Origin of the sequence: Paenibacillus lautus, assembly GCF_050482385.1 — a bacterium.
GTDB classification, from domain to species: Bacteria; Bacillota; Bacilli; order Paenibacillales; family Paenibacillaceae; genus Paenibacillus_AQ; species Paenibacillus_AQ lautus_B.
Genome location: NZ_JBCNHV010000006.1, coordinates 93,119 through 111,604, shown reverse-complemented (window position 1 = coordinate 111,604; position 18,486 = coordinate 93,119). Strand labels below are relative to the sequence as shown.

The window sequence follows — 18,486 nt, the reverse complement described above, 5'->3', positions numbered from 1 at the left end:
GCCATATCAGGGGTGGAGGTATTCGCGATGAGTAAAGAATCGATGACGCCAAGACAGATTGTATCCGAGCTGGATAAATACATCGTAGGCCAGAAGGACGCTAAAAAATCGGTCGCTGTAGCCCTTCGGAACCGCTATCGCCGGAGTTTGCTTACCGATGACGAGCGGGATGAAATCGTGCCGAAGAACATTCTGATGATCGGTCCTACCGGGGTCGGCAAAACGGAGATTGCAAGAAGGCTTGCCAAGCTGGTCCATGCACCGTTCGTCAAGGTCGAGGCGACAAAGTTTACCGAGGTTGGTTATGTCGGCCGTGATGTGGAATCCATGGTACGTGATCTTGTGGAAACCGCGATCCGGATGGTGAAGCTGGAGCGTACCGAGAAGGTAAAGGACAAAGCCGAGGAAATGGCGAACGAGCGGATCGTTCAGCTGTTGGCGCCTTCAACCAAAGGGCAGAAGAGCCAGCGCAATCCCTTTGAAATGCTGTTTGGCGGTGCTAATAATGATACCCAGGCCGAAGATGAGGATGCGGACGATAAGGACGTTAGTCTCAAAGAGAAACGGAGACAGGTGCGCTTTAACCTGTTATCCGGCAAGCTTGAAGACGAAACGATTGAGATTGATGTCGAGGATGCTGCTCCAAACATGTTTGATATGTTTGCGGGGCAGGGCAATGATCAGATGGGGATGAACATGCAGGAAATGTTCGGTAATCTGATGCCAAAGCGTACAAAGCGCCGCAAGCTGTCCGTCAAGGAAGCCAGGAAAGTGCTGACGCAAGAGGAAGCAGGCAAGCTTATCGATATGGATGATGTCATTCAGGAGTCCATTCGTCGGGCAGAGCAGTCCGGCATTATCTTTATCGACGAGATCGACAAGGTTGCCAGCCAGGGCCGTCAATCAGGTCCAGATGTGTCCAGAGAAGGTGTGCAGCGTGATATTTTGCCGATCGTGGAAGGCTCCACGATTATGACGAAATACGGGCCGGTAAAAACGGACTTTGTCCTCTTCATCGCCGCTGGTGCTTTTCATATTGCGAAGCCATCGGATTTGATTCCCGAGCTTCAGGGGCGTTTTCCGATTCGGGTGGAGCTTAGCAGCTTGTCACTCGACGATTTTGTATCCATTTTGACCGAGCCGAAAAATGCACTAACCAAGCAATACGTCAATCTGCTGCGTACTGAAGATCTTGAGGTTGAGTTTTCCCCAGAAGCTATACGGGAGATCGCCCAAATCGCGGCTTCGGTTAACCAGAACACGGAGAATATAGGCGCGCGGAGACTTCATACGATATTGGAGAAGCTCCTCGAAGACTTGTCGTTTGAAGCGCCTGAGTTGACGCTGGACCGCATGGTGATCACGCCGCAGTATGTCCGGGAGAAACTTGCCGGCATCGCCCAGGACCGGGATCTGAGCCAGTATATTCTGTAGTTGCATGCATATAGGTCTATCTTCCGGGTGTGCGAAAGGAAATAATTGTCGATATTCATCATGACCCTACCAGCAAGTTGTCGAAGCGCTTTCGCATGTTGGAAGGGATCGGGACGGATTTCGTAATTTTTTGTGAATTTTATGGGTCGTAGCAGGACCTACCCTTCGGGAAAAATCGCTTAAATTTTACAGATTTAGTGGTACGATTTGCAATAATATAGAAAAAAACCGGATAAAAATGAACACAAAGCCCTTCTTTTTGGTAAAAGATAGGGCTTTTTTCTTATTGTAAAAAGTCCCAATCTTTAAGAAACTTAGTTTATGTGACATCATGTTGTCTTTTTCTACTTAAGACCTAGGTTAGTTCATACGGATTATATGATTTGTCGAAAAAAGAGGATTTAGCTAGGAAGAGTGGAATACCTTTCTGCAAAGTCCAGTCAGGAGGAATGAGCTAGTGAATCTGTTGAATAATAGTTCTTTTCAACGGCTTCAAAGCGGTTTGGATGCAGCAAATCTCAGGAACAATGTGATTGCAAACAACATCGCCAACGTGGATACTCCTCATTTTAAGAGATCCGAGGTATCCTTTGAGAGTCTTTTGAAAAAAGAAATGGATGGGGCCCAATTGTCACTTCAGGGCAGAAGAACAGATCCCAGACATTTTGTCATTGGTCCAACCGGGGGGATTCCTGATGCTTCGGTTATGAAGGATGGCAGCAGCTCCATGAATAACAACCAGAATAATGTCGATGCAGACAGAGAAATGTCGCTGCTTGCAGAGAATCAGCTCCGTTATAATTCATACATACAAGCTGTAAATGAGCAGATTCGAATGATGCGTACAGCTATTGAAGGGAGATAGGGTTCATGAATATTAGCAATAGCTTCGGTATTAATGCATCAGCTCTAACAGCACAACGGCTTCGAATGGATGTCATCTCCTCCAACATAGCCAATGCGGAAACTACACGCGCACGAATCGAGAATGGCCAAGCCGTTCCGTATCGTCGAAAAACGGTTGTGTTCCAGCCGCAGCAGGAATCGTTTGAAGGGCTTCTTAGAGCACAGATGAATGGACAGAATGTGGGACAAGGGGTAAAGGTTGCCCAGGTACGGGAAGATCAAACCCCGCTGAAACAGGTATATAACCCTACACATCCTGATGCGAATGCGGCAGGCTATGTCTTTATGCCTAACGTGGACATTACGAAGGAAATGGTGGATATGCTAGCAGCTACCCGTTCTTACGAAGCTAACGTTACTGCGATAAATGCTTCGAAAGCGATGATTATGAAGGCATTGGAGATCGGTAGATAACAAGTGGAAATACATAAGCCCATATTGTAGGAGGAGAGAGAGATGATTCAAAATGCAATGTTCAGTGTTCAGGGCGTACAGCCGCTTCAACTGCAGGAGCAAGTGAAAAATGGAGCGACTCCTTCCGAATCGATTCGCGATTTTGGCTCTTACCTGAATGAAGCACTGAACTCTGTGGCAGCACAGGAACAAAACGCTCATGTCATGAGCGATAAATTAATGATTGGACAAGTAAACGTAGATCAGGCGATGATATCCGCCCAACAGGCTCTGTTGAGCATTCAGCTCACAACGCAGGTCCGAAACAAAGTGGTAGAAGCCTATCAAGAGATCATGCGCACGCAAATCTAAATGTTTCTAGCAAAGTTTCGGATGGGGTGACAATGTGAACGAGAGAATTACCCAATATCGGGAGAGAATGACCCAGTATTGGAACCAATTCAGCAACAAACAAAAAATAATGTTAATCGCTACAATAGCATTTGTTTTGATTGCTCTAATCGTACTAACGATGCAGTTCTCTAAAACGAAGTACGAAGTAGCATTCCGGGATCTAAATTCCAGCGACGCCGCAGGAATCATCAGCCACCTGGAGACCCAAGGGATTTCCTACAAGCTGAGCGAGGATGGCAGAAGCATCCTGGTTCCAAGTACGAGCGCAGCTAAAGTCCAGATTGATGTAGGGTCTCAAGGACTTGTACAGAATGGTACGATCGGATTCGAAACCTTCGAGAAGAACGCATCAGCCATCGGGATGACTGATAACGAATTCGAAGTGAAATATGTAAATGCACTGAATGGCGAAGTAGAACGACTGCTTGAGAAAATGCAGGGCGTCCAAGATGCAACGGTATTATTAAATCTGCCAAAAGAAAGTGTATTTGCCAAGAACGGAAACGAAGATAAAGCCAGTGCTTCCGTAGTTGTGCAATTCAAACCGGGCTATCGTCCTAATCAAGAAGTCATTGACGGGTATTACAACCTGGTGAAGACAGCCATTCCGAACTTACCGGTCGAGAACATTACTATCACCAATGACGAAGTCGAGCTGCTCGCAACAGCTAAAGGCGGTCAAGGTGGATTGATGGGTAAGGTGGAAGAAAACTTCGCGCTTCAGAAAAAATTCGAAAGCGACGTTAGGCAAAATGTTCAACAGTTTCTCTCCCAATACATGGGGTCGAATAAAGTCAATGTACTGGTCGCATCCAAACTGAACTTTGATCAAGTGCAGAGCAAAGAAAACATCGTAACCCCTGTTGATGAAGAAGAAATGAAGGGGATTGAGCTCAGCGTTCAGGAGATCCAGAAGAACTATTCTGGAACCAGTAGTCCAACCGGCGGAGTCGCCGGTGTAGGCCAAGAAGCTGTTCCGGGATATCCAAGCGATTCTGGAAGTGGGGAAACGAACTCGGAAGAGCTCTCCAAAACCGTTAACTATGAAGTTAACCGGATTACGAAGGATATCATAGCAAGTCCATATACTGTTAAAGATTTAACCATTAATGTCTCGGTTGAACCACCTGCCGGACAACAAACTTTGGATGACGCAACAAGAACGGCAATACAGAACATTCTGGTTAATATCGTACGAGCCTCGCTCTCGGATACAGGCTCTACTTATACAGACGCTGATTTGTCCAAAAAAGTTTCAGTTATTTCACAGGTATTTAATGTAAATGCGGATGAAAATCCGAAAACCGTTTTTTCAAAGCCTGTATTATGGGGGATTGGCATCGCTGCATTGGCGTTAATTGCTGGAGGAGCCTATTTCATAATCCGCAGACGCAGACAGCAGCAGGAAGAGTTTGAAGATGACATTCAGCTTCCGCCAGTTACGGAATTCCCATCGATTAATCTCGAAAGTATAACCAATGAAAGCCAGGTTCGTAAGCAGCTCGAAACCTTGGCGAAGAAGAAGCCAGATGAATTCGTGAATTTACTTCGCACATGGCTAGCTGAGGAATAGAGGTGGAAGCATTGGCTAAGGGAAATAACCAAATGTTAAGCGGACGTCAAAAAGCGGCTATACTGCTCATTACACTTGGCCCGGAAGTGTCCGCTCAAATATTTAAGCATCTTCGAGATGAAGAAATTGAACAATTAACGCTGGAGATTGCGAATGTTCGCAAAGTCGACAGTGATGAGAAAGATAGCATTATTCAGGAATTCCATCAAATTTGTCTAGCCCAGGAGTACATCTCGCAAGGCGGTATTAATTACGCTAAAGAGATTTTGGAGAAGGCGCTTGGACAGCAAAAAGCGATGGAAGTGATCAACAGACTGACGGCAACGCTTCAAGTAAGACCGTTTGACTTTGCCCGCAAAGCGGACCCGAGCCAAATTCTGAACTTTATCCAGAACGAAAATGCACAGACCATTGCACTTGTCTTGTCCTATCTTCAATACGAGCAGGCATCTGCGATCCTATCTTCGCTTCCACAAGAGAAGCAGGCCGAAGTAGCGCGTAGGGTTGCAGTCATGGACAGTACTTCACCAGAAGTCATCGCCCAGGTGGAACGCGTGCTGGAACAGAAGCTGTCGGCGACGGTTACCCAGGATTACACGAGTGCGGGTGGCATTGAATCCATCGTTCAAATTCTGAACGGCGTTGACCGCGGAACAGAACGAACAATCCTGGACTCCCTGGAAATCCAGGATCCCGAGCTCGCAGAAGAAATCAAGAAGCGGATGTTCGTATTCGAAGATATCGTCAACGTGGACAACCGTTCGATACAGCGTATTATCCGCGATGTCGAGAACGCCGATTTGCAGCTTGCACTCAAGGTGGCAAGCGAAGAGGTACGGGATGTCATTTTCCGCAACATGTCCAAGCGTATGGCCGAAACCTTCCGCGAAGAAATGGAATACATGGGGCCGGTGCGGCTGCGTGATGTAGAGGAAGCTCAGACGCGGATTGTAAGCACGATCCGAAGACTCGAAGAAGCGGGCGAGGTCATTATTGCTCGCGGCGGAGGAGATGACATCATTGTCTAACTTGATCAAATCGTCCCACTATAAACCGATGGATGTGTTGAAAGAGTTGGATCTTGCTCGTCGTTATGCGTCACCAACCCAGGAAACGGTCGAGGAATATACTCCTCCGACTGCCGAGCCGGCTGTTGTACAGACGCTGGCTGAAGCTGAACGCTTAAAGCAAGAGATGCTGAAGGATGCTCAAGAGTTTGCCGAAAGGCAAATCCGTGAGGCTTCGGAAGAGGCGGAGCGGCTGTTGAGTGAAGCGCAGCAGCAGATGGAAGCGTGGTGGACCGAAAGAAGGCTTCAGGACGAGGATTTGTCTGAAACGCTGAAGATGGAAGGATTTAACCAAGGATACGCCGAGGGCTCAGCCAAGGCGGAACTTGAGATGAAGGAACTGATGGAGCAAGCGACATTACAAGCGAGTGAATTGCTTCAGCTCGCCCATCAAGCTAAGGATGATTTAATTCAGGAAGCGGAGCCGTTCTTGGTGGAGCTCAGCTGCAGCATAGCGGAGAAAGTACTGGATCGTCAGCTTACGATTGAACCTGATTTCACGCTGGAGCTGATTCGAAAGAACCTGGCACGCAAGCGGGAAAAAGGAGTCATTTCCCTTTGCGTAGCTCCTGAGCAATTCGAATTTGTATACGCGGCACGGGAAGAGCTCGGATTATCGATCGATTCTCAGGCAGAACTTCAAATTTTGCCGGATTCCACGGTTAAGGATCGCGGGTGCGTGATCAGGTCTTCCTTCGGAAGCGTGGATGCCCGCATCGATACACAGCTAGCCGAGATCAAAAAAGAACTCGTGCGGTTCGCTCTTGATGATGAGGAACGGAGAAATCAAGATGAAGAAGCTGAATAGCGCGCGGTATATGGATTATCTGAAACATCTGGACCCCGTTCGCATCAACGGCAAAGTTACGCAGGTTATCGGGCTGATGGTGGAGTCCGAAGGTCCGGATGCAAGCATCGGCGATGTTTGTTACATCTATCCCACGAAGCAATCCAAGCCGCTCAAGGCGGAGGTCGTGGGTTTTAGAGACAACAAAGTGTTGCTGATGCCTCTAGGCGAGCTTCACTCTATTGGCCCCGGCTGTGATGTAGTCGGTACCGGCAAACCGCTGAGCGTGCAGGTAGGTTCGGAACTGCTTGGCAAAGTGCTCGACGGATTGGGACAACCGCTGGACGGATCTATCATTCCAGCGCGTATGCCGCATTATTCAACACATAATGTCCCCCAGAACCCGCTTAATAGGCCGAGGGTTCAGGAGCCGATCAGCATCGGCGTCCGCGCGATTGACGGATTGCTATCTATCGGCAAAGGCCAGCGGGTCGGCATATTCGCCGGATCTGGTGTTGGGAAGAGTACTCTGATGGGAATGATCGCACGAAACACATCTGCCGATGTCAATGTCATTGCTTTGATCGGAGAACGTGGACGCGAGGTGCTGGATTTCATAGAACGGGATTTGGGTCCCGAGGGGTTAAAGCGGTCCGTCGTGATTGTAGCGACCTCGGATCAACCGGCACTCATCCGTATTAAGGGAGCCTTGATCGCTACAACGATCGCTGAATATTTCCGGGATCGCGGCCTGAATGTGATGCTGATGATGGATTCCGTTACCCGCTATGCAATGGCGCAGCGTGAAGTAGGGCTTGCCGTGGGAGAACCGCCGGCCATGCGTGGTTATACTCCGTCTGTTTTTGCTAGTCTGCCGAAGCTTCTGGAACGCGCAGGCACAGGGCCAACGGGCTCGATTACCGCTTTTTACACGGTGCTGGTAGACGGTGATGACATGAACGAACCGATCGCGGATGCGGTCAGGGGGATCCTCGATGGTCATATCGTTCTAAACCGGAATATAGCGAACAAAGGGCATTTCCCGGCTATCGATGTGCTGGCTAGCATTAGCCGCGTAATGAAAGATATTTCTCCGGAGGAACAAATCGATGCTTCCGAGAATGTAAAGCGACTGATGGCGATCTACAAGGACTCAGAGGATTTGATCAATATTGGGGCATATCAACAGGGTTCGAATGCTGATATCGATGAATCGATTGAATATATCGGGCGAATATGGGATTTCACGAAGCAAAAAGTGAATGAGAAGACAACATTGAATGAGGTTCAGGAACGTTTGATTTCCGAGTTTTCAAGGAGATGACTTTGAAGAATGAAATTTCATTATGCATTCCAGAAAATCGTAGACCTGAAAAGCAACGAGAAAACGCAAGCCGAATGGATGCTGTCAAGCGCCATCGGGAAGCTGCAGGCAGAAGAGAAAAGTCTGAATGAGCTGTATGAGATGCGGGATCAAATGTATCGCGCTCAGCAGGAGGTGGCATCGCGGTGCGTGCCGGTCGCTGAGATCCGAAACATTCAGGTATATGCAGAGTACTTGGAAGAATGCATTGAGCGGAAGCGGGATGACATACGGATCGCTCATGTCAATGTAACGAAGAAACAAAAGGTATTGTCTGACAAGATGCTTGACGAAAAAGTGTGGTTAAAGGCAAGAGACAAATCCCAAGAAAAGTTCCGGCATGAAAGTCTCCTTCGGGAACAAAACGAGCTGGACGAAATGGCGACGGTACGTTTTGCGATCAAAGCCCGATAAGGTTTGCAAACACCGAAGGGTTATGACCGCGAAGGAGGAATGAGAGTGGCACGAAAAGACACGCCGCTTGATAAGGAAGAATCAGGCGGAGGATTTGAACGGATACTGTTGATTTTGGTACCTGCTATATTCACGATTGTTCTGCTCGGGGCGCTTGCCGTATTTTTTAGAGCCGATGTGCGGGATGGACTCATCGATGTAGCTAATAAAATTCCGATCGTGAAGAACTGGGTCCCGGATCCGGTCTTGACCCCGGAAGAGCAGAAACTCAAAGAAGCGAAGCAGCAGGAAGAAAGCGCGGAAGCTACGATTGTTGAACTCAAGAAGCAGCTTGCCGAACGCGAAGAAACATTAAATGAAGTATCAGAGCAAAAAGCAGCGCAGGAAAACAAGGTGAAAGAGCTGGAAACCCAAATTGATTCGATGCAAAGCACATCGGCAAGCGGGGAGGCAGAAGAAGAAGACGCATATACCAAGCAGATTCGTGAACTGTCCAAGCTCTACGCGGACATGAGTCCAAGCAAAGCCGCACCGATTATGCAAAACCTTACGCTGGAAGAAATGGTGCTTATGCTTAGTCAGATGAAGAGCAGCAACCGGGTTGCCATTCTGCAGAAAATGGATCCGAAAACGGCCGCAGATGCAACCATGATGCTTAAAGATGCTGAGACTTCTGAAGATCTGGCCATTGCGGCTTTGCAATCCAGGCTCAAGAAGAACGAAACGGAGGCAGTACAGAAGAAGTCATCTGACAATCTGGATAAAAACCAGTTGAATCAGACCTTTGCCGGAATGACACCTGCCAACGCTGCCGAGCTGCTGATGCAAACGTATAAGATCAGTCCGGCTAAGACCATGACCATTCTAAACACAGTGGATGATGCTACTCGTTCACGGATTTTAAATGCGATGTCCTCGAAAGATGCGGAGCTGGCAGCAAAGATATTGAATCGCCTGATGGGCTCTAAATAAGCTCTGAAATGAATCTCCATCCCCAGGAAAGGAGGTGAAATAAGACGATGACAATAACGGTACAAAACATGTCTCCATCCGTGAGCAGTCCCTCGGGAAGCGGAAAGACAAGCGCGGCGGGTCAAACGACAGCGGGTGTTTCCTTTGATGCGACACTGGCTTACCAGATGAACAGCAGCGGCAACAGCGCTTCAACAACTTCGACGGAAGTCGCTGCCAAGCTGGAATCCTTGCTAACGCAGTCTTCTTCGGAAACCGATGCATCACTTGAAGGCTTGATGGAATTGCTTCAAGGTTTGCTGCAGGAGCTGGACACCATGGACCAAGCCTTAGTGGAGGAACCATCCTTATTGCAAGAGCTGCAGAACTGGCTAACGCAAGTGAATCTTATGCTGAGCGGAGCTTCTCCTCAAGCACAAGAAAATACGGATGGGAATGAGATATCTCCATTGGCTTCCAGATCGGAGACCATTCGATTTGCGGTACAGGATACGATCAGCCAGCTGGCATCGATGCTTTCCAAATCTGGCCAGGTGGATCTGAATACAGAAGCTGCTGTAAAACAGCTTGTTCAATCCTTCCATAGTTTGCTTGGTCAAGGAACAGGGACCGGGGAGAGTAAGGCAAGCGGCAGTTTTGATAACATTTTGGCCCAAAAACAACCGGATGCCGTTCAGTCTAATGTATCAACGAATACTTCAGGACAATCGGCTTCCTCTCAAACAACGGGCCAAGCGAATGCCAAGTGGTCATCGCTGACGACAAGTATCGACGTTGATGGTACAGCAACTGAGTTCGTGATTAACGAAGGAGATTCACTGTTGGAGCAAGGAACGGTTACTGCCGGTCAGCTAGCCCTGCGTTCAGGAACGCAAGTTGCCGTAAAGCCTGCAGCTCCGCCGGTGCCTGTTGAGAACTTCGCGAGCGAAATGACTTCCTTCATTATTAATAAGCTCGAAATCGTGAAACAAACTGGTTTTACGGAAGCGAGAATCTCCTTGAATCCGGAACATCTGGGTCAAGTAGATATCAAACTTACGATGCAGAATGGCCAATTAATCGCCCAGTTCATGACAAGGTCGACGGATGCCAAAGAGCTGATCGACCAGCAAATGGCACAGCTTCGCAGCGCATTGACTGCACAAGGGCTGCAGATCGAGAAAATTGAAGTCACACAGAGCAGTCAGCCTTCCAATACGAATCTTTATCAAGACGGCCGTCAGCCTGGATCAGGTCAGCAGCAGTCACAGCATCGCTCAAAGGAGAAGGATAGACCATCCGACGATGCCGTGCTGGCAGCAAATCTGACAGAAGAATTAAACGATTGGATTGCTGAGCATCAAGCTGACAATGAACTTGTGCAAGCAGGGACATTTACTGCTAAAGCCTAACAGTGAGGAGGTGAGCTTGGATGGCAACAAATCCGGTATCTACTAATAATATGTGGCCCAATTATAGTAAAGGGAATGTCAGCAATAAAAACGGAAATGGCCAGGAGCTTGGAAAGGATCAGTTCTTGAGTATCCTGATTACGCAATTAAGGCATCAGGATCCGCTTCAGCCAATGCAGGACCGGGAGTTTATTGCCCAAATGGCCCAGTTTACTTCCCTGGAGCAGCTGATGAATATCAATACTCAATTAACGGCGATGAGTCAGTCTCTGGGTGCTGCTTCAAGTTTGATCGGTAAACAGATCAGCTGGATGTTCAAGCCGGAGGATGGCACGGAGTCCGTCATAAAGAGCGGTATCGTAGATTCCATTATTGTTCGTGAAGGCGTCCATTATGCCAAAGTCGGTGACAGTGAAGTATCGCTTGACCAAATTATGAAAATCGAGAACGCTGTAACCGAGAATGATCCAGTTAAATCAGGTCCGACAGATCCTGAAGTAAACAATCCGGGTCCTTCTGTACCTGACACAAGTAATCCGGGTCCGACAGATCCTGTAACAAACAATCCAGATCCTTCCGTACCTGAAACAGGCAATCCCGATCCGTCAGATCCTGAAGCCGGAGATCCCGGGCAAGGGGGAAATGAGCCTGGGGGAACAGCGCCATGAGTGACCGTATGATGATAGGGCATTTATACCCTGGGAAAATACATCCTGCAGCACTTCATAATGAGCGTAAACCAGCACAAGCTCAGACTAATCCACCCGCCGGGACGTTCCAGGAACTCTTAAATGAGAATCTTCTAAAAATCAGCAATCATGCAGCGAAGAGACTTCAGCAGCGCGGCATTGAATTAAAGGGTGATCAGCTTGCGCAGATTCAGAGCGCGGTGGACAAAGCTGCAGCGAAGGGGAGCAAGGAATCACTCATTCTGATGAAGGATATGGCTCTGATTGTAAATATTCCGAATCGGACCGTGGTCACTGCGATGGATGGCAAAGCGATGAAGGACAACGTATTTACGCAAATTGATAGTGCAGTTATTATTTCATAAATCTGGTTGGCCCGTGAGGAAGCCAGGCGGCCGCTGATCGACAGAAGCGGTCCATAACAAAAGGAGGAAAATCGATGTTAAGATCCATGTATTCCGGTATTTCCGGAATGAGAGGTTTCCAAACCAAGCTTGATGTCATTGGTAATAACATTGCCAACGTAAACACAGTTGGGTTTAAAGCGGGACGTGTGATGTTTAAAGATATTCTTAGCCAAACGATGTCCGGGGTTACACCGGGAACCGACGATCCAACCGGTGGTGTCAACGCGAAGCAGATCGGTCTTGGTGTATCGATCGGTTCGATTGATACATTGCATACGCCAGGCAGCGCAATGACAACCCATAATCCGACGGACTTGAGAATTGACGGAGACGGATTTTTCATGGTGAAGCTTAGCGAGGATCAAGATATGGCTTTCTTGACCCGCGCAGGTGACTTTCACGTAGACGTAGCGCGTAACCTGGTAACTTCGGACGGTATGCTCGTTCTTGATTCGAACGGTGACCCTATCCAGTTGGGCGATGATGTAACGGCATTCACGATTGCACAGAATGGCGCCATCATTCAGAAGATGAGTGACGGGACAACGGAAGAGGGAGCCATCATCGGCGTCGCGAAAATTCCGAATCCCGAAGGTCTGGAGAAAATCGGCGGTAATTTGTATCGCGTAACGCTGAATGCAATCCCGGATGGCGATTTGGATGCCGTAAGGTTTGAAGGGAACAACGCTGAGGAAGGGACGGGGGCCATTATTGCTGGCCAGCTCGAAATGTCCAACGTTGACCTGACCAGCGAATTTTCGGAAATGATTGTCGCTCAGCGCGGCTTCCAAGCCAACTCCCGGATCATTACGACTTCGGATGAAGTGCTTCAAGAAGTTGTCAATCTGAAACGATAAGGATGGATAGGGAGGGGCAATCCCCTCCCTGATTAAACAAGGAGGCTGTCCATGATATCGGTAACGAGGTTAAATGGTTCGCAGTTGTGGCTTAACGCGCTGTTGATAGAAATGGTTGAGGAGACTCCTGACACCTACATTACATTGATTAATGGAAAACGCATGATTGTGCTTGAAAGTGCAAATGAAATCATCGCTTCCGTTAAGGCGTATCATCACGAGGTAGGCATTCATCAAGCTACCATTAAAGTGCAGCAATTGGAGGAACCTTCATGAAAAAGATGCTCCCCTGGTTAATTACGATCCTGTTATCCATTACGCTGATTGTTGTGGCGATCTTTCTGTTGTCGGACAAACTGCTTGGCGATAACGGTAAAAGTCAGGCTTCGGCTAATGCAGCGGCTTTATCCAAGTTGTCAGCCGATGAGATCGTCAAGATGACTTCGGAAATAACCGGGATCAAGACGAATCTCGCAGATCCTGAATATATTGCCCAGATGGCCTTTGCTTTTCAGCTTAGTGACAAAAAAGCAAAGGAAGAATTCGACAAAATCAAGGAGATTAAAATCAAACCGATTATTATCAAAACGTTGGCCGACACGAAACCCGAGTTGCTTAATGACTCTAAAGGGCGCGAACAGTTTATCGGCAAGCTGCAGAACCTGATCAATAAGTCGGTAACGTCCGGGCAGTTGATTCAAATCGAAATGACAGAAGTAATGATCGTAGGTATCTAGACTGTTCGTCGGACGACCTGTAAGGGGGTGAGTAGATGGTTGATGTTTTATCGCAGAATGAGATCGATGCCTTATTGGCCGCTCTCTCTTCAGGGGAAATGGATGCTGAAGAACTGAAAAAAGAGGAAACGCAAAAGAAAATTCGTTCTTATGATTTTAAGAGGGCACTCCGGTTTTCCAAGGATCATATTCGGAGCTTGACCCGCATTCACGAGAACTTTGCACGATATCTGACCACTTATTTCTCAGCACAATTACGTACTTTTGTGCAAATCAATGTGGTGCAGGTTGAACAGCTTCCATATGATGAATTTATTCGCTCCATACCCAAAATGACAGTTCTTAATATATTCGAGGCGGAACCGCTTGTCGGGCGCATGGTGCTTGAGGTCCATCCGAACATTGCTTACGCAATGCTGGACCGTTTGCTGGGAGGAACGGGCATTGCTCCTTCTTCCGTCAGCTCGATGACCGAAATCGAGACCATCATCATGGAGCGCATTTTCAGCCGGGCATTCGATAGTCTGCAGGAAGCGTGGAAAACGGTGCTGGACATCTCACCGCGCCTTGAAGCATTGGAAACGAATCCGCAATTTATGCAGATCGTTTCTCCGAACGAAACCATTGCGCTAATTTCCCTTAGCACCAAAATCGGCGATACCACGGGGATGATTAATCTGTGTATCCCGCATGTGGTGCTGGAACCGATCATGTCCAAGCTATCGGCGCATCAGTGGTTTATCTCGGAGAAAAAAGCGAGTGTTCCAGAGGAAGTAGACGCTCTTAAGCAGCGTGTAAGTAAAGCCAAGCTTCCGATTGTTGCCGAGCTGGGCGTTTCACAGCTTACCGTGTCCGAATTTTTAGGACTGAGTGTCGGCGACGTCATCTCATTAAACAAACCGATGCATGATGGACTTTCCATAAAGGTTGGGGACAGATTAAAGTTTATTGGCAGTCCCGGAACGATAAAAGACCGGGTTGCTGTACAAATCGATGAAATTGTCATCGAAGGAGCTGAAGAATTTGACGAGTAAAGACTATTTATCCCAGGAAGAAATCGACGCTTTGTTAAAACAGTCGGAAATGGCATCACCAGCATCAATTCCTTCGGCGGCGACTGTCGATGATGTATTAACACCTCTGGAGCAGGACGCGCTTGGTGAGATTGGTAACATTACCTTTGGAAGTGCTGCAACCGCTCTGTCTACCTTGCTGGGCAAAAAAGTGGATATCACGACACCCAAAGTGTCGATCATTAAGCGAAGCGAGTTTGAGGAAGAATTTCCGAAGCCGCATGTAGCGGTACATGTCACTTATGTGGATGGATTTGAAGGAATTAACTCTCTAGTCATTAAAACACGCGATGCCCAGGTCATTGCTGATCTGATGTTAGGCGGGGAAGGCAACCCCGTGGAAGAGGAACTCAACGAGATTCATATCAGTGCCGTTCAGGAAGCGATGAACCAGATGATGGGCTCTTCCGCAACGAGCATGTCCACGATTTTTAACCGGTTTGTCAATATATCGCCGCCAGGCATTGACATTCTGAACATGGCAAATGGTGAAGGGGTTAATAACCTTCCGCCGGATGAAACATTGATTAAGATTTCATTCCGATTAATTATCGGTGACCTTATTGATTCAACCATTATGCAGCTGCTTCCCGTTCATTTTTCCAAGGATATGGTTCACATGCTTATCAACGGGACGGAAGAGCCGCAGCCTGCGAAGCAGGAAGCCGCGCCGACGGTGGAAGCACCTGTCAGTACACAGGAACCGGCTCAAGCACCGGCTAACCCTGTTAATGGCAATGACATGGGCCAAGGATTCGACTACGGACAAGGTTACGGCCAGCCAGTGCAAGGACAGGGAGGACAGATCCCGCAATCCATGCCATATGGACAGCCGCAGATGCCTTTCCAAGGGCAGCCGCAACAGTATGGCGGCATGCCGAATCGCAATGTGAATGTACAGCCCGTACAGTTCGCTAATCTGCAATCTGCGCCTTACACCCAGGTGGATGAAAACAATCTGAACTTACTGATGGACATTCCCCTTAAAGTCACCGTAGAATTAGGGAGGACTCAAAAGCAAATTAAGGATATCCTGGAAATGTCACAAGGTTCGATCATCGAGCTGGACAAGCTTGCCGGTGAGCCTGTAGACATCCTTGTCAATCATAAACTGATTGCCAAAGGCGAGGTCGTTGTCATCGATGAGAACTTTGGTGTACGCGTGACGGATATCGTAAGCCAATGGGACCGGATTCAAAAATTACAATAGCACAAACATTTTAGGGAGGATTTTTATCAATGGCTAACCGAATTCTGATTGTGGACGATGCTGCATTTATGAGAATGATGATCCGTGACATATTGGTCAAGAACGGATTCGAGGTTGTGGGAGAAGCACAGGACGGTGCGCAAGCAATCGAGAAATTTAAAGAACTTCGTCCAGATCTGATTACGATGGATATTACGATGCCGGAAATGGATGGTATCGCGGCGCTGAAAGAGATTAAAAAAGTCGATGCGAACGCAAAAGTGATTATGTGCTCTGCCATGGGCCAACAAGCGATGGTTATTGATGCGATCCAAGCTGGAGCCAAGGACTTTATCGTTAAACCGTTCCAATCGGACAGAGTCATTGAAGCCATCAATAAGACGCTTGGCGTATAAGGATTCTTCTTATGATGATGGCAGCTTCTGATGGATTAGGCTCAAGTAGTACTACCGGGTATTATTTACAGTTATTTTATGTCTTTATCGTACTTGCCATCATCGTTGCGTTGATCGTGTTCCTGATTCGCTTTCTCAGCAGAAAGAATCAGAGCTGGATGCAGGGCCGCTCCATTCGTACTTTGGGTGCGGTTGGGATGGGCCCTAACAAGTCCCTTCAGCTCGTCGAAATTGGGGGCATCATCTATGTGATCGGAGTTGGCGAAGACGTCCGGTTGGTGGACAAAATTTCTGATCCAGCTGAAGTTGCGCTTATCCAAGCTGCATTTGAACAGGATTCTGGAATACATAATGGGGCACTGCCGCCTTTTATAACGAAACTGGCGGCAAAACTCCGTAAAGACAAACCACCGGAAGAAATGGAATTGGACGATACATCTTCTTTCCATGAAGTGTTCGAATCCAAGCTGCGCAGCGTACCGAACCGGAAAGAAAAGGTCGAAGAATTGCTGCGGGAGGATCATAAAGATTCATGAATAAAAAGATCTCGTACGCTATCGCGATTTTCATATTGTTTGGATTTCTGTTTTCCCATACGGCATTTGCGGATCCGATTCCAAACATCGATATTCAAATCGGCAATAAGGGAGACACACCGGGGACAAGCTCCTTGTCCTTGATACTCCTGATCACCATTCTTAGCATTGCACCGGCGATACTGGTGCTGATGACTAGTTTTACAAGGATTGTTATCGTGCTTGGCTTTGTCCGTACTTCGCTCGGAACACAGCAAACACCGCCAAACCAAGTGTTGATCGGGCTGGCTCTGTTTCTTACCTTATTCGTAATGGCTCCAACGTTGTCGTCGATAAATGATGTAGCGCTTCAGCCCTATCTTAAAGGTGAGATTACCCAAGCGGAGGCGCTGGATAAGGCTCAAGATCCAATGAAGAAGTTCATGTTCGCGCACACACGGGAAAAGGATCTATTGTTGTTCATGAATTACACAGGCGCAGAGAAACCCGAATCTTACGAGGATATTCCATTAACGGTTTTGGTACCGGCATTTGCCATTAGTGAGCTGAAGACCGGCTTTCAAATGGGCTTTATGATCTTCATTCCGTTTCTGGTCATCGATATCGTGGTTGCCAGCGTGCTGATGGCGATGGGTATGATGATGCTGCCGCCGGTCATGATCTCGCTGCCATTCAAGATTTTGCTCTTCGTTTTGGTAGACGGCTGGTATCTGGTCGTGAAATCCATGCTGATGAGCTTTAACACGTAGCCATAAGCGGCAAGTAATTCGAATACAGGGGGACTCGCCGTGAGCGCTGAATTTATTATCGGTCTGGCAGGACAAGCGGTCTATATTGTGCTCCAGGTGAGCGCACCGATGCTGGTTCTCGCACTGGTTGTCGGACTTATCATCAGTATTTTTCAAGCGACAACACAGATCCAGGAACAGACACTGGCTTTCGTACCAAAAATTATTATTGTTCTTGTAGCATTACTGCTGTTTGGTCCTTGGATATTAACGACGTTAGTGGATTTTACCCACGGTATTTTGGACAATCTCTACAAATATATCGGATAGGCTGAGTGTCCATGGAATGGTTACAGCAAAGTTTACCTGTTTTCATGCTTATTTTTTGTCGAATAACAGCTTTTTTTGTAATATCGCCAGTGTTTACATCACGCGGTATACCACCTTCTTACAAAATAGGCCTTTCGGCCATCATCGCCCTGATCGTATATTTTTCGTTCGGGCTCGGAGAAGTGGTTCCGCAAGATCTGTCTTATGTCATATTGATTGTCCAGGAAGTATTGGTGGGACTGCTTCTTGGTTTCACTGCTTATCTAATTATGACCGTCGTCCAAACGGCAGGAGCATTAATTGACATTCAGATCGGGTTCAGCATGGCCAATGTCATCGATCCTTTTACAGGGACTTCAACCCCATTAATCGGTACCTTCAAATATTATCTGGCTCTACTGGTATTCCTGAGCATGAATGGTCACCATTATCTGCTCGATGCGATCATGTACAGCTATGATTGGATTCCGATTACGGGTGATGTGTTTGGGAAGATTCATGACGGCAATGTGACGGATTTTCTCGTACGAACATTCTCGCACTCTTTTGTATTGGCGCTTCAAATGGCGGCTCCGCTGGTAGCAGCCCTGTTCCTGACCGATGTCGGGCTTGGCTTTCTGGCAAGGACGGCACCGCAGTTCAATGTGTTTGTTATCGGGATTATCATCAAAATCATCGTTGGACTCGTGCTGCTGATGCTGCTCATGCCGATGCTGGTGTCACTATTTGATCATCTGTTTGCCAAAATGTTTGAAGCACTCCGGCAGTTGCTCGGCGTTATTGGAGACGGGCCGACTTAAGGAGGATGGA

Annotated in this window: 23 protein-coding genes; all 23 read left to right on the top strand. The window is 47.7% G+C overall.

The window, feature by feature from the left end; genetic code table 11:
• Positions 1-27 precede the first annotated feature (27 nt).
• The gene (gene hslU / locus ABEW73_RS10165) at positions 28-1,434 is read left to right on the top strand and encodes an ATP-dependent protease ATPase subunit HslU (protein ID WP_076324998.1); all 1,407 of its coding nucleotides are present in this window, start codon (positions 28-30) and stop codon (positions 1,432-1,434) included.
• A 457-nt stretch (positions 1,435-1,891) separates the two neighbouring features.
• The gene (gene flgB, locus ABEW73_RS10160; protein WP_076324997.1) at positions 1,892-2,299 is read left to right on the top strand and encodes a flagellar basal body rod protein FlgB; all 408 of its coding nucleotides are present in this window, start codon (positions 1,892-1,894) and stop codon (positions 2,297-2,299) included.
• A gap of 5 nt (positions 2,300-2,304) precedes the next feature.
• Positions 2,305-2,754 carry a flagellar basal body rod protein FlgC gene (gene flgC / locus ABEW73_RS10155; RefSeq protein ID WP_430134498.1) on the top strand — a complete coding sequence of 150 codons (450 nt, stop codon included), beginning with the start codon at positions 2,305-2,307 and terminating at the stop codon, positions 2,752-2,754.
• Between the two features lie 42 nt (positions 2,755-2,796).
• Positions 2,797-3,105, top strand: a complete 309-nt coding sequence (fliE, locus tag ABEW73_RS10150; RefSeq protein WP_076324995.1) for a flagellar hook-basal body complex protein FliE — start codon at positions 2,797-2,799, stop codon at positions 3,103-3,105.
• A gap of 34 nt (positions 3,106-3,139) precedes the next feature.
• A complete protein-coding gene (gene fliF / locus ABEW73_RS10145) occupies positions 3,140-4,720 on the top strand; it encodes a flagellar basal-body MS-ring/collar protein FliF (protein ID WP_430164889.1) in 1,581 nt (526 codons plus the stop codon).
• 11 nt (positions 4,721-4,731) lie between these two features.
• On the top strand, positions 4,732-5,748 hold the full coding sequence (fliG, locus tag ABEW73_RS10140) for a flagellar motor switch protein FliG (protein WP_071220479.1): 1,017 nt from the start codon (positions 4,732-4,734) through the stop codon (positions 5,746-5,748).
• Positions 5,741-6,595 (top strand): FliH/SctL family protein, encoded by an 855-nt coding sequence (locus tag ABEW73_RS10135; protein WP_430164886.1) that lies wholly within the window; start codon positions 5,741-5,743, stop codon positions 6,593-6,595. Before fliG ends, ABEW73_RS10135 begins: the two co-directional genes overlap by 8 nt.
• Positions 6,579-7,898 carry a flagellar protein export ATPase FliI gene (gene fliI / locus ABEW73_RS10130; RefSeq protein ID WP_076324992.1) on the top strand — a complete coding sequence of 440 codons (1,320 nt, stop codon included), beginning with the start codon at positions 6,579-6,581 and terminating at the stop codon, positions 7,896-7,898. Before ABEW73_RS10135 ends, fliI begins: the two co-directional genes overlap by 17 nt.
• Positions 7,899-7,907: 9 nt before the next feature.
• The gene (fliJ, locus tag ABEW73_RS10125; RefSeq protein ID WP_098747053.1) at positions 7,908-8,351 is read left to right on the top strand and encodes a flagellar export protein FliJ; all 444 of its coding nucleotides are present in this window, start codon (positions 7,908-7,910) and stop codon (positions 8,349-8,351) included.
• A gap of 45 nt (positions 8,352-8,396) precedes the next feature.
• Positions 8,397-9,323: a MotE family protein gene (locus tag ABEW73_RS10120; RefSeq protein ID WP_430164882.1), complete on the top strand. Its 927-nt coding sequence runs from the start codon at positions 8,397-8,399 to the stop codon at positions 9,321-9,323.
• Positions 9,324-9,370: 47 nt separating this feature from the next.
• Positions 9,371-10,714 (top strand): flagellar hook-length control protein FliK, encoded by a 1,344-nt coding sequence (locus ABEW73_RS10115; RefSeq protein WP_430164879.1) that lies wholly within the window; start codon positions 9,371-9,373, stop codon positions 10,712-10,714.
• 20 nt (positions 10,715-10,734) lie between these two features.
• A complete protein-coding gene (locus ABEW73_RS10110; RefSeq protein ID WP_430164877.1) occupies positions 10,735-11,382 on the top strand; it encodes a flagellar hook capping FlgD N-terminal domain-containing protein in 648 nt (215 codons plus the stop codon).
• Positions 11,379-11,768 (top strand): TIGR02530 family flagellar biosynthesis protein, encoded by a 390-nt coding sequence (locus ABEW73_RS10105; RefSeq protein ID WP_430164874.1) that lies wholly within the window; start codon positions 11,379-11,381, stop codon positions 11,766-11,768. Before ABEW73_RS10110 ends, ABEW73_RS10105 begins: the two co-directional genes overlap by 4 nt.
• A gap of 74 nt (positions 11,769-11,842) precedes the next feature.
• Positions 11,843-12,667 (top strand): flagellar basal body rod protein FlgG, encoded by an 825-nt coding sequence (gene flgG, locus ABEW73_RS10100; protein ID WP_430164871.1) that lies wholly within the window; start codon positions 11,843-11,845, stop codon positions 12,665-12,667.
• 51 nt (positions 12,668-12,718) lie between these two features.
• Positions 12,719-12,943 (top strand): flagellar FlbD family protein, encoded by a 225-nt coding sequence (locus tag ABEW73_RS10095; RefSeq protein ID WP_009594749.1) that lies wholly within the window; start codon positions 12,719-12,721, stop codon positions 12,941-12,943.
• Positions 12,940-13,404, top strand: a complete 465-nt coding sequence (locus ABEW73_RS10090) for a flagellar basal body-associated FliL family protein (RefSeq protein WP_430164868.1) — start codon at positions 12,940-12,942, stop codon at positions 13,402-13,404. Before ABEW73_RS10095 ends, ABEW73_RS10090 begins: the two co-directional genes overlap by 4 nt.
• Positions 13,405-13,439: 35 nt before the next feature.
• Complete coding sequence (gene fliM, locus ABEW73_RS10085) at positions 13,440-14,438, top strand: flagellar motor switch protein FliM (RefSeq protein WP_076324984.1); 999 nt, start codon at positions 13,440-13,442, stop codon at positions 14,436-14,438.
• Positions 14,428-15,687 (top strand): flagellar motor switch phosphatase FliY, encoded by a 1,260-nt coding sequence (gene fliY / locus ABEW73_RS10080; protein ID WP_430164865.1) that lies wholly within the window; start codon positions 14,428-14,430, stop codon positions 15,685-15,687. The genes fliM and fliY overlap by 11 nt, the downstream gene beginning before the upstream one ends.
• A 29-nt stretch (positions 15,688-15,716) precedes the next feature.
• The gene (locus ABEW73_RS10075; RefSeq protein ID WP_006211317.1) at positions 15,717-16,082 is read left to right on the top strand and encodes a response regulator; all 366 of its coding nucleotides are present in this window, start codon (positions 15,717-15,719) and stop codon (positions 16,080-16,082) included.
• 11 nt (positions 16,083-16,093) lie between these two features.
• Complete coding sequence (locus ABEW73_RS10070) at positions 16,094-16,618, top strand: FliO/MopB family protein (RefSeq protein ID WP_430164862.1); 525 nt, start codon at positions 16,094-16,096, stop codon at positions 16,616-16,618.
• Positions 16,615-17,367 (top strand): flagellar type III secretion system pore protein FliP, encoded by a 753-nt coding sequence (fliP, locus tag ABEW73_RS10065; RefSeq protein WP_430164859.1) that lies wholly within the window; start codon positions 16,615-16,617, stop codon positions 17,365-17,367. The genes ABEW73_RS10070 and fliP overlap by 4 nt, the downstream gene beginning before the upstream one ends.
• Positions 17,368-17,406: 39 nt before the next feature.
• Positions 17,407-17,676 (top strand): flagellar biosynthesis protein FliQ, encoded by a 270-nt coding sequence (gene fliQ / locus ABEW73_RS10060; protein WP_009594725.1) that lies wholly within the window; start codon positions 17,407-17,409, stop codon positions 17,674-17,676.
• Between the two features lie 11 nt (positions 17,677-17,687).
• A complete protein-coding gene (gene fliR / locus ABEW73_RS10055; RefSeq protein ID WP_098747033.1) occupies positions 17,688-18,476 on the top strand; it encodes a flagellar biosynthetic protein FliR in 789 nt (262 codons plus the stop codon).
• Positions 18,477-18,486: the final 10 nt, after the last annotated feature.

Coding starts and splice junctions, on each gene's coding strand:
- hslU (WP_076324998.1), top strand. CDS start 28: ATGAGTAAAGAATCGATGACGCCAAGACAGATTGTATCCGAGCTGGAT.
- flgC (WP_430134498.1), top strand. CDS start 2,305: ATGAATATTAGCAATAGCTTCGGTATTAATGCATCAGCTCTAACAGCA.
- fliE (WP_076324995.1), top strand. CDS start 2,797: ATGATTCAAAATGCAATGTTCAGTGTTCAGGGCGTACAGCCGCTTCAA.
- fliI (WP_076324992.1), top strand. CDS start 6,579: ATGAAGAAGCTGAATAGCGCGCGGTATATGGATTATCTGAAACATCTG.
- fliJ (WP_098747053.1), top strand. CDS start 7,908: ATGAAATTTCATTATGCATTCCAGAAAATCGTAGACCTGAAAAGCAAC.
- ABEW73_RS10115 (WP_430164879.1), top strand. CDS start 9,371: ATGACAATAACGGTACAAAACATGTCTCCATCCGTGAGCAGTCCCTCG.
- ABEW73_RS10110 (WP_430164877.1), top strand. CDS start 10,735: ATGGCAACAAATCCGGTATCTACTAATAATATGTGGCCCAATTATAGT.
- ABEW73_RS10105 (WP_430164874.1), top strand. CDS start 11,379: ATGAGTGACCGTATGATGATAGGGCATTTATACCCTGGGAAAATACAT.
- flgG (WP_430164871.1), top strand. CDS start 11,843: ATGTTAAGATCCATGTATTCCGGTATTTCCGGAATGAGAGGTTTCCAA.
- ABEW73_RS10095 (WP_009594749.1), top strand. CDS start 12,719: ATGATATCGGTAACGAGGTTAAATGGTTCGCAGTTGTGGCTTAACGCG.
- ABEW73_RS10090 (WP_430164868.1), top strand. CDS start 12,940: ATGAAAAAGATGCTCCCCTGGTTAATTACGATCCTGTTATCCATTACG.
- fliM (WP_076324984.1), top strand. CDS start 13,440: ATGGTTGATGTTTTATCGCAGAATGAGATCGATGCCTTATTGGCCGCT.
- ABEW73_RS10075 (WP_006211317.1), top strand. CDS start 15,717: ATGGCTAACCGAATTCTGATTGTGGACGATGCTGCATTTATGAGAATG.
- ABEW73_RS10070 (WP_430164862.1), top strand. CDS start 16,094: ATGATGATGGCAGCTTCTGATGGATTAGGCTCAAGTAGTACTACCGGG.
- fliP (WP_430164859.1), top strand. CDS start 16,615: ATGAATAAAAAGATCTCGTACGCTATCGCGATTTTCATATTGTTTGGA.
- fliR (WP_098747033.1), top strand. CDS start 17,688: ATGGAATGGTTACAGCAAAGTTTACCTGTTTTCATGCTTATTTTTTGT.